Source organism: Rhodobium gokarnense (assembly GCF_025961475.1).
In the GTDB taxonomy this organism is placed as follows: Bacteria; Pseudomonadota; Alphaproteobacteria; order Rhizobiales; family Rhodobiaceae; genus Rhodobium; species Rhodobium gokarnense.
Genome location: NZ_JAOQNS010000009.1, coordinates 213,223 through 222,953, shown reverse-complemented (window position 1 = coordinate 222,953; position 9,731 = coordinate 213,223). Strand labels below are relative to the sequence as shown.

8 protein-coding genes are annotated in these 9,731 nt (G+C 66.2%); all 8 read right to left on the bottom strand.

The window, feature by feature from the left end:
* Positions 1-221: 221 nt before the first annotated feature.
* The 8 genes from M2319_RS16360 to M2319_RS16325 all read right to left on the bottom strand — a co-directional run bounded on the left by M2319_RS16360 (position 222) and on the right by M2319_RS16325 (position 9,659).
* Positions 222-1,028 (bottom strand): IclR family transcriptional regulator, encoded by an 807-nt coding sequence (locus M2319_RS16360; RefSeq protein WP_264602527.1) that lies wholly within the window; start codon positions 1,026-1,028, stop codon positions 222-224.
* 137 nt (positions 1,029-1,165) lie between these two features.
* Entirely contained in the window at positions 1,166-1,294 is a 129-nt protein-coding gene (locus M2319_RS16355) for a hypothetical protein (protein WP_264602526.1), read from the bottom strand.
* A 12-nt stretch (positions 1,295-1,306) separates the two neighbouring features.
* Entirely contained in the window at positions 1,307-3,637 is a 2,331-nt protein-coding gene (locus tag M2319_RS16350) for a methyl-accepting chemotaxis protein (protein ID WP_264602525.1), read from the bottom strand.
* A 500-nt stretch (positions 3,638-4,137) separates the two neighbouring features.
* Entirely contained in the window at positions 4,138-5,520 is a 1,383-nt protein-coding gene (locus tag M2319_RS16345) for an aminotransferase (protein WP_264602524.1), read from the bottom strand.
* 20 nt (positions 5,521-5,540) lie between these two features.
* Positions 5,541-6,608: an ABC transporter ATP-binding protein gene (locus M2319_RS16340; protein WP_264602523.1), complete on the bottom strand. Its 1,068-nt coding sequence runs from the start codon at positions 6,606-6,608 to the stop codon at positions 5,541-5,543.
* A 7-nt stretch (positions 6,609-6,615) separates the two neighbouring features.
* Positions 6,616-7,464: a carbohydrate ABC transporter permease gene (locus M2319_RS16335; protein WP_264602522.1), complete on the bottom strand. Its 849-nt coding sequence runs from the start codon at positions 7,462-7,464 to the stop codon at positions 6,616-6,618.
* A complete protein-coding gene (locus M2319_RS16330; RefSeq protein ID WP_264602521.1) occupies positions 7,461-8,366 on the bottom strand; it encodes a carbohydrate ABC transporter permease in 906 nt (301 codons plus the stop codon). The genes M2319_RS16335 and M2319_RS16330 overlap by 4 nt, the downstream gene beginning before the upstream one ends.
* A gap of 3 nt (positions 8,367-8,369) precedes the next feature.
* Complete coding sequence (locus M2319_RS16325; protein WP_264602520.1) at positions 8,370-9,659, bottom strand: ABC transporter substrate-binding protein; 1,290 nt, start codon at positions 9,657-9,659, stop codon at positions 8,370-8,372.
* Positions 9,660-9,731: the final 72 nt, after the last annotated feature.

Below are 9,731 nucleotides of genomic sequence, written 5' to 3'. Positions count from 1 at the left end.
GCGAAAACGGAAAAACCAAAATGGTCGCCCTCATCGCCATCGCAAGAAAGCTCATCACAATCATAAACGCCAGAATCCGCGATCAAATCCAACCAAAGACATAACTGTGTTGATGACGCTGAAATATTTAGGGAATCTCCACTCGCCGTCATTGCGAGCGCAGCGAAGCAATCCAGTTCGGCGGTGGCGCGGGCCTTACCGGGTCGCCAGATACTCTTGCCTCACAACAGGCCGCGCGCGACCAGCTCGATCTGGCGGGCGACGCCGAGGACGCGGGGGCCGAGGTCCTTTTCCAGGCGCTCGCGGGTGATGATGGAGCGCAGGCCGCCGACATTGATGGCGTAGGCCGGATAGCCGTCGGAGCGGCGGATGGCGGCGCCGGCGGAATTCGCCTCCGACACCCATTCGCCGATGGCGAGCGAGAAACCGCGCTCGGTCGTCTCGGCGATCGCCTTCGTCATGCCCGGCTCGACGGTCTTCCAGTCGTCGCCATAGGAGACCTTCAGCCGCGCGATCAGGGCCTTGCGGTCGGCCTCGGGAAGCGCCGCCAGATAGGCCCGCCCCATGCCGGTCGTCGGCAGCGGAATGCGCGAGCCGACGCCGAGGCGGATGGCCATGGAGGCCGGCGCCCGGCAGGCCTCGATATAGATGATCTCCAGCCCGTTCGGCACGCCGAGATAGATCGAGGCGTTGGCGTAGTTGGCGAGCTCCTGCATGTAGGGCCGGGCGATGTCGCGGATTTCCATCTGCGCCAGCACGTCGTAGCCGAGAGTCAGGATCCCGGGCCCCAGCCGGTAGCGGCCGGAGTCCTCCACATAATCGAGATAGCCGAGTTCGGTCAGCGTGAAGGTGATGCGCGAGACGGTCGGCTTCGGCAGCCCGACCCGCTCGGCGATCTCGCCATTGCCGAGCGGCCGGTTGTCGGGCCCGAAGGCGCGCAGCACCGACAGCCCGCGCGCCAGCGCCGACATGAAGCGATAGTCCTTTTCGCCGGTTTCCTTTTGCGGCGCTTCTTTCCGTCTCGACAAACGGCCTCCCTTCGGGCCTGTCGCTGCCCGTTCTGGCGTTGCCGCACGTTAACGACATCGGCCCGGCAAATGGATAGCCGGGAAAGACTTGGCTTTTCAAGAATACGCCGACGGTTTTTTGCCGCCACCCGCGATAATCAGGAGTGGGCCGGGCCGAAGACGCCGAAGGACTTGTCGAGGGGCGTTGCGGCGAAGATGGTGCTCGGGCCGGCCGGCACGGTGCCGGCGGGCGGCAGGAAGAGCCTGGCGGGGGTGCGCGCGGTCATCGGCCCCGGCGCTCAGGCCGCCAGGGCCGCGGCGACGTCGGAGACGTCCTCGGCGAAGCGCAGTTCGAGCCCGCCGGTGCCACCGCCCGAAACGGTGGCCGAGACAATCCGCCCGCCCAACATCTCGATGCCGACGACGTCGCCGGCCTTGATGCCGCCGACCGCCTCGATGCGTCCTCCGGTCGCCGTCACCTCGGTGAGCGAGGTGTTGAAATGGCGGCCGTCGCCGTCGATGACGACGACCTCGCGCAGCTTCTCGCGGAGCGCGGCGCGGCGGTCCTCGACGTCGCGCGAGATGTTGCCGAGGATGTCCTCGATGTTGCCGGAAAGCAGCTCCATCGCCTTGAACAGCTCATCGGAGAAGTCGTTGACCGCGTGCGCCTCCTGGGCGGTCTGGCCGATGGCGTCGGAGACGGAGCCGACATTGCGGGCGACTTCCCCGGTGCCGTCGGACGCGGCCGCGACGGACCGGGCGATGTTGCCGGTGACGGCCTGCTGCTTCTCCACGGCGCCGGAAATGATCGCGGTGAGGTCGCGGATCTCGCCGACCACGTCGGTGATGCGGCCGATGGCGGCAACGGCGCCTTCCGTCGATTGCTGGATGCCGGTGATCTGGGCGGCGATTTCCTCGGTCGCCTGGGAGGTCTGGTTGGCGAGCGTCTTGACCTCCGAGGCGACGATGGCAAAGCCCCGGCCCGCTTCGCCGGCACGGGCCGCCTCGATGGTCGCGTTGAGGGCCAGGAGGTTGGTCTGCTCGGCGATGCCCTGGATCAGGGTGATGACCTCGCCGATGCGCACGGCCGCCTCCGACAGGGTCGAGACGTCACGGTCGGTGGCGGCAGCGGTCTCGGCGGCGGTCGAGACGAGGTCGGTCGCCTTGCCGGTCTGCTGGGCGATCTCATGGATGGCGTGGTTCAGTTCTTCGGCCGCCGCGGCGACCTGCTCGACGTTCTCGGCCGCATTGCCGGAGGCGGCGTCGACCTCCGATGCCTTTCCGGTCGCCGTCTTGGCGACATCGGCGAGCCGGCCGGCGGAACTGCTCATTTCCCTCGCCCGTTCGAAGACCTCGCGCATGGTGGTGTCGATGCTGTGGCGGAAAGCGCCGACGACGCCCTCGATATGGCCCTGGCGGTCGCGCTCGCGGTCGCGCTCGCGCTTGGCCCTTGCCTCCAGGTCGACCCGGGCCAGGGCGTTGTCCTTGAGGATCGCCACCGAGCGTGCCATCGCGCCCATCTCGTCGGCGCGGTCGCTGTCGGTGATCTCCGCGTCGTAGTCGTGGCTGGCAAGCCGCCTCAGCGTGCAATTCAGGCGCTTCACGGGATCGATGATCGAGCGCGCCACCACATAGGAGACGACAAGAGCGCCGATGAGGAGGACCACAAGGGAGATGGTAAGGCCCCAGAACTCCAGTCGCGCGGTCGCCCCGGCGCTGCGGGCGGTTGCGGCAATGCCCTCGGCGAGCCGGTCCTCCACCGTCTTCAGCGCATCGATGCGCGCCGTCGAGGTCTTGAACCATTGCGGGCCGGTGACGCCGGAAATGTCGGTGCCGAAGGGGGCTCCGGTGGCGAGCTTGCGCAGGGCGACGACGTCCTCCTCGACGGCACCCTTCAGGGTCTGGTCGAAAAACGCCACGTCTTCGGCCGGGCTGAAGCGGCGGAACAGGGCGAAATAGGTGTCCTGCATGGCGCCGAGGCGGATGAAGTTGCGATAGATGCCTTCCTTGAACATACCGGCACCGAAGCCGGCGGCGCCCATCGCCCGCTCGATGCCGGCGCGCTCCTTGGCCTGCAGGAGGGCGACATAGCCGAGCACCGGGCGCAGCGTCGAGCCGTCGTTGATGACGCCGACGGTGCTCTCGATCATGTTGAGGAGGTCGGTGATCAGCGGGGTATAGAAGCCCGCCATCTGCGGCACGGTGAGTTCGAAGCGGTCGACCTCGCCGCGCTTTGCCTCAAGCTCGGCGAGGCGCTTGCGCGCCTCCGCGAAGGGTTCGGTGAAGGACGGCGTGTCGAGCTTGCCGGTCGGCGCGGAGATGCTGGACCGGAAGCGGGCCAGCGCGCGGTCGGTGTCGGCGCGGCGGGCGCCGATGGTGTCGGCGAAAGCCTTGCCCTTGGAGCCGATGAAGCCGGCCGAGGTGCCGCGCTCCTTCTGCAATTCATGCACCAGACCGGAAATCGCCGGCGCCAACTCCACCACTTCGGCAACCAGGGCGGCCTCTTCGGCGCTCTCCCATTCCTCCATGATCTCCACGACATCGACCCCGACAAAAGCGATGATGGGCACAAGACAGAGGGCGGCGATGCGCGGACCGATGGCAATCCGCTGAAGAAGGCGTTGGATCATGGGTCGTGCAACCTGAAGCAAGAGGAAGACTCCGAACCCTTGCACTACGCTGCACCAGCATTAACGGTTGGTGAAAATATCGCCGAAACTGCTGTGTTTTACTTCGTATAACTTGTATTTGGCGCCTTTTTCGATAGTTCTTTCAAAATTCAACCGAAGTAATACCGGGAAATTTCGATGCGCCGGAAGACCCCTGCACGGAGCCTCGGGCGCGTGGTGGCGCATGTCCCGCAGCGATGGCCGATGATCTGGAATGATTTGTCGGGGAACGGTTTGCCGGGGGCGTCGTCGGACGCCCCCGGCCGTTGTTGCGCCGGTGATCTATGGTTCTGGCGCCGTGGACGCGCGTCTCGCCGTCAATGGCCGGTTTTGCTGGAGGACTCCGGCGCAAGGGGCTGGCGCGCGTCTCCCGAAAACGGAAGCCGGTTCCGGGACAAAGACACGCGCCATGGCAGCGGGCTGACGCATGGCGCGTGAATGCGGTTGGCCGCGGGCCCGCGCTAGCGGACGCCGAGCTGCTTCTCGAGCGCCCTGAGGCTCTTTTCGGTCTTCTCGGCGATCTCGTCGACGTCCGCCTCGCCGACGATCAGCGGCGGGGCATAGCCCAGCGTGTCGTCCATGCAGCGGCAGATCAGGCCGTTCTCATAGGCGATGTGGTCGAAGGAGAGGCCGACCTTGAGGTCCGGCGCAAACGGTGCCCTGGTGTCCTTGTCCTCGACCAGCTCGATGCCCCACATCAGGCCCGCGCCGCGCACCTCGCCGATGATCGGCGAGGTCTTGGCGAGTTCGTTGAAATGGCCGGAGAGCCGCGCGCCCATCCTGCGCACGTGGTCGACGACGTCCATTTCCTCGTAGATGGCGATCGCTTCCAGCGCCACGGCAAGGCCGACCGGATGGCCGGAATTGGTGAAACCGTGGCCGAAATTGCCGCCGGCCTCGTTGAACGCGTAGACGGCGTCGTAGATCTCGCCCTTGGCGACCACCGCCGAGATCGGGAAGTGGCCGGAGGACAGGCCCTTGGCGAGGGCCATCATGTCTGGCTCATAGCCGACCGTGTCCTTGCCGAACCAGTTGCCGGTGCGCCCGAAGCCGCAGACGATCTCGTCGGACAGGGCCAGGATGTCGTATTTCTTCAGGACCTTCTGGATTTCCGCGAAATAGGTCTCGGGCGGCACGATGATGCCGCCGCCAGCATAGATCGGCTCGGCGATGAAGGCGGCGATGGTGTCCGGCCCCTCGGAGACGATCAGGCGCTCCAGGTCCGCACAGAGCCGCGCCACATAGGCCGCCTCGTCCTCGCCCTCGCGCATGCCGCGATAGGGGAACGGGGCGGAGGTGTGCAGGAAGCCGGGCAGCGGCAGGCCGAACTCGCGGTGCATGAAGGAGAGCCCGCACAGCGAGGCACCGACGATGGTCGAGCCGTGGAAGGCGCGCTCGCGGGCGATCACCTTGCGCTTGGTCGGCTTGCCGCGGACCGTATGGTAGACCCAGGCGAGCTTGATCATGGTCTCGTTGGCTTCCGACCCGGAGGTCGCGAAATAGGCCTTGCCGCCGGCCATCCCGGTCAGGTCCACGAGCTTCTCGGCGAGCTCGGTCGCCTTGTCCATCGTGCGGTTGAAGAAGGTGTGGTAGAAACCGAGCTTGCTGTACTGCTCGCTCGCCGCCGCGGCGAGGCGCTCGTTGGTGAAGCCGAGGGTCGCGCACCACAGCCCGGCCATGGCGTCGAGATACGCCTTGCCGTCGCTGTCGGTGATGTGGACGCCGGAGCCTTCCGAGACCACGAGCGGGCCATGCTCTGCCAGATATTTCGGGTTGGTCTGCGAGTGCAGGTGCACCGCGACGTCGCGCTTGGCGATGGAATTGGGACGGAGTGCTTCGTTCATGTCTTTTTCTCTTCCGTGGGTCAGACCAGTCTGTCCCCGCTCTGCGCGTCGAACACGAGGACGTGCCGGGGATCGATTTCGAAATGGATTGCCGCGCCGACGCTGAGGTGCACGAAGCCGGGAACGCTGGCGATGAGGTCGCCGCCCTCCCAGCCGAGCACCACATGGGTTGCCGCGCCGACGGGCTGGACGAGCTGCACCTTTGCCGGAATGCCGGTCTCGGTGAGCCGGATATGTTCGGGCCGGACGCCGACCTCGACGGCCGGGCCGGCGCCGGGGGGCGGCACGAAATCCGGCAATGTCAGCGCGACGCCGGCAAGCCGCAGCACCGTGCCGTCGGCGCCGCGTTCCAGCTCGCCGGGGACGAGGTCGATCTGCGGGTTGCCGATGAACCGCGCGACATAGCGCGTTGCCGGGCGGGAATAGATCTCCTCGGGCGTGCCGAACTGCTCGACCTTGCCGCGGTTGAGGACGGCGATGCGGTCGGAGATCGACATCGCCTCCTCCTGGTCGTGGGTCACGAACAGGGTGGTGACGCCGAGCTGCTGGTGGAGCTGCTTGACCTCGGCGCGCATCTTCACCCGGAGCGAAGCATCGAGGTTGGAGAACGGCTCGTCGAACAGGAACACGCGCGGCTCGCGCACCAGGGCGCGGCCGATGGCGACGCGCTGCTGCTGGCCGCCCGACAGCGCCGAGGGCAGCCGCTCCAGCAGTGGCGTCAGCTCCAGCGAGGCGGCAACGGTCGCCACCCGCTCGGCGATCTGCGGCTTCGCCATCTTGCGCATCTTCAGGGTGAAGCCGAGGTTTTCCGCGACCGTCATATGCGGGTAGAGCGCGTAGTTCTGGAACACCATGGCGACGTCGCGCTGGACCGGCGACAGGTCGTTGACCCGGCGCCCGCCGATCAGGATGTCGCCCTTGGACGGATCCTCCAGGCCGGCGACCATGTTGAGCGTCGTCGTCTTGCCGCAGCCGGACGAGCCGAGCAGGGTGACGAACTCGCCCTCTTCCACCGTCAGGTTGATGTCGTGGCAGACGCCGACGGCGCCGAAGGACTTGTCGACATGTCGAAGTTCGATCCGGGACATGGGAAGCTCAACCCTTCATCATGCCGTCGGCGAAGCCGCGGACGATCTGGTTGCGGAAAATGATGGCGAGCGCGATGACGGGCGCGATGCTGATCGTGGCGGCGGCCATCATCTGCCCGAACAGCGTCTGGTACTGGCCGGCGAACTGGGCGATCACCAGCGGCACGGTCTGCGCGTCCTGGCGGGTCAGGATGAGCGCGAAGAAGAATTCGTTCCAGGCCTCCACGAAGGCGAAGACGGCCGCCGCGCCGAGCGGCGGGATCGAGATCGGCAGCACGATGTGCAGGAACGTGCCGACGACGCCGGCCCCGTCGACTGCCGCCGCCTTCTCGATCCCTTCGGGAATGGCGAGGAAGAAGCCGCGCAGGATCCAGATGACGATCGGCAGGTTGAACGACAGATAGACCATGCCGAGCGCCAGCACGTTGTCGATCAGGCCGAGCCGGCTGATCACCAGGAACAGCGGGATGGCGATGGCGATGCCCGGCAGCATCTGGGTGGCGAGCACGAGGAAGGCCAGCGCGTTGGCGCGCGGCACGGCAAGGCGCGCGAGCGCGTAGGCGGCCGGCGCGCCGATGACGAGCGCGACGGCCGTGGAGAACAGCGCCACGATGAAGGAGTTGAGGATGCCACGGCCGAGAGAGGCGGCCGAGAGGATCACCTCGGTGAAATTCTCCAGGGTGAAATTCGACGGCGAGAAATCGGGCGGCTGGACGATCAGCGCCTGCTGCTGCATCAGGCTGGAGACGATCAGCCAGAGGATCGGCGCCGCCGACCAGACGACGAACAGGATCAGGCCGACGACGACCAGCAGCCTGAAGCCGCGGCCCCGGCCGCGCGCGGAGGCAAAGCTCATGACGAGACCCTCCGCTTGCGCGGCTGCATCAGCCAGACATAGGTGATCGCCAGGAGGAAGGTGAGCGCGAAGATGATGTTGGCGATCGCGGCGCCATAGCCGATGTCGAGGAAGTTGAAGGTGACGCGGTAGGCGAGGAAGTTCATCAGCACGGTCGCGTCGGCCGGCCCGCCGCGGGTCAGGACGAAGATGATCTCGAACACCCGGAGCGACCAGATGGTCTGCAGGACGACGGCGATCGCCAGCGCGCCGCGCATGGTCGGCAGGGTGACGTGACGGAACGCCTGCCAGCGGCCGGCGCCGTCCATATAGGCGGCCTTGTATAGGCTCGAGGGCACCCGTTGCAGGCCGGCAAGGAGCAGCAGCGCGATGAACGGCACCGACTTCCAGACGTCGATGAACAGGAGAAAGCCGAAGGCCGACCACGGCCGGGCGAGCCAGACCTGGTAATATTCTATGAGGCCAAGGGATTTCAGGAGCCCGTTGAGGATGCCGTAGTTGGAATTGAGGATCCATTTCCACAGCACGGCGTTGGCGACCGGCGCGATCGCCCACGGGATGACCAGCATGATGCGGAAGAAGCCCCAGCGCCCGAGCGGATGATTGAGCAAAAGGGCGACGGCGAGGCTGATGCTGACGACCAGCGCCACCTCGCCGAAGGAGAAGAAGACGGTGTTGACAACCGCCCGGCGGAACGTCTCGTCGCCGGCGAGACGGATGTAGTTGCCGAACGAATTCCACTCCTTGGTGACACCGCCTGCGACCAGCCTCACGCTCTGCGTGGAGAGGATGAAACTCTCCACGATCGGATAGGCGAGGATCGCCAGCAGCACGATGGCTGCTGGCGCCACGAACAAGAGGCCGGCCCTGCGCCGGCGTCGTTCAAAGCTGGTCGACGGCATGGATCATCCGCGCCGCGCGATGATGGCGGAAGCCAGAGACTCTGCCTCGGCGATCGCCTCGGCGGCCGTCTTCTGGCCCTGCAGGGCCTTCTGGACCTCCGTGCCCACCGCCTGGCTGATCTCGTTGTAGTCGGGCGTGACGAAGCTGTCATAGGGGTGCTGGGCCTGGTCGAGCACGACCTTGGCCAGCGGCATGGCGGCCTGCACGTCCGGATCATTGAGGACCGACAGGCGGATCGGCAGCCAGCCGGTGTCGAGGGCCTGCTTCTTCTGGATCACCGGATCGAGATAGAACTCGATCAGCTTGCGCGCCTTTTCGGCATCCTTGGTCGACTTGCCGATGGTCCAGGCATCGGTGCCGTCGATCGAGGCGGTGCCGGCGGGACCGGCCGGGAGCACCGATGCGGCGAGCTTGCCGACGATCTGTGAGCCCTTCGGGTCCTGCGCCGGCTTCCACATGAACGGCCAGTTCATCATCATCGAGGCGCGGCCGGACAAAAGCACGTTGGTCGCGTCGTTGATGCCGACATAGGAGATCGAGCCCGGATCGGTGCCGGCCTCCTGAAGGTCGATCATCATCTGCAGGGCGGCAACGCCCGCTTCGGTGTTGAAGGCGGGGCTGCCGTCCTCGGCATACATGGTGCCGCCGGCCTGCTGCAGGAACGCCATCCAGTAAGAGGCGGTGCCGCCGATGCCGGCCGGCTCGCCGTAGTTCGACACGAAGCCGTAGCGCCCGTCGCGGGTCAGTTCCTTGGTGTAGCGCAGGAACTCGTCCCAGTCCTTGGGCGGTGCGCCGAGGCCGGCTTCATCGAGGTGTTCTTTGTTGTAGAAGAGGGTCAACAGCGACAGGGTGAAGATGGCCCCGTAGCTCTTGCCGTTCCAGGTCACGGTCGAAAAACTCGAACCGGGCATGTCATCGACCAGTTCCTTGGGCAGGTCGTCGACGAACGGCAGCAGGAAGGATTCGAACTCTGGCACCCAGCCGCAATTGTACATCACGTCCCAGGGGGCGGAGCCGGAGGCAAAAGCCGTCGCCATGCGATCGTGCAGTTGCGGCCAGGCGACGAGGTCGTATGTCACGTCGGCGCCGTTCGCCGCCTTCCAGGCATCGAACTCTGCGCCGGCGAACTTGGCGGCTCCCGGAGGTGCGGGATCGGGCGGCAACGGGCCGAAGACGCCAAGGGTGGTATCCTCGGCAGCGGCCGGGCGGGAAAAACCGTTTGGCAACAGGCTGGCAGCCCCGAGGGCCGCGGCGCCCGTCAGGGCGTTTCTACGTGTAAGCTTCAAGGACATTGCATGCTCTCCATCGTACCGGAACCAGACATTGACGATCTTGAGGCGGCCCGTTAATCCCTGTCAATAGTT

Bases quoted from the DNA above. Each gene is read 5' to 3' on its own strand.
- M2319_RS16355 (WP_264602526.1), bottom strand. From the start codon at position 1,294: ATGACCGCGCGCACCCCCGCCAGGCTCTTCCTGCCGCCCGCCGGCACC.
- M2319_RS16350 (WP_264602525.1), bottom strand. From the start codon at position 3,637: ATGATCCAACGCCTTCTTCAGCGGATTGCCATCGGTCCGCGCATCGCC.
- M2319_RS16325 (WP_264602520.1), bottom strand. From the start codon at position 9,659: ATGTCCTTGAAGCTTACACGTAGAAACGCCCTGACGGGCGCCGCGGCC.
- M2319_RS16340 (WP_264602523.1), bottom strand. From the start codon at position 6,608: ATGTCCCGGATCGAACTTCGACATGTCGACAAGTCCTTCGGCGCCGTC.
- M2319_RS16330 (WP_264602521.1), bottom strand. From the start codon at position 8,366: ATGCCGTCGACCAGCTTTGAACGACGCCGGCGCAGGGCCGGCCTCTTG.
- M2319_RS16345 (WP_264602524.1), bottom strand. From the start codon at position 5,520: ATGAACGAAGCACTCCGTCCCAATTCCATCGCCAAGCGCGACGTCGCG.
- M2319_RS16335 (WP_264602522.1), bottom strand. From the start codon at position 7,464: ATGAGCTTTGCCTCCGCGCGCGGCCGGGGCCGCGGCTTCAGGCTGCTG.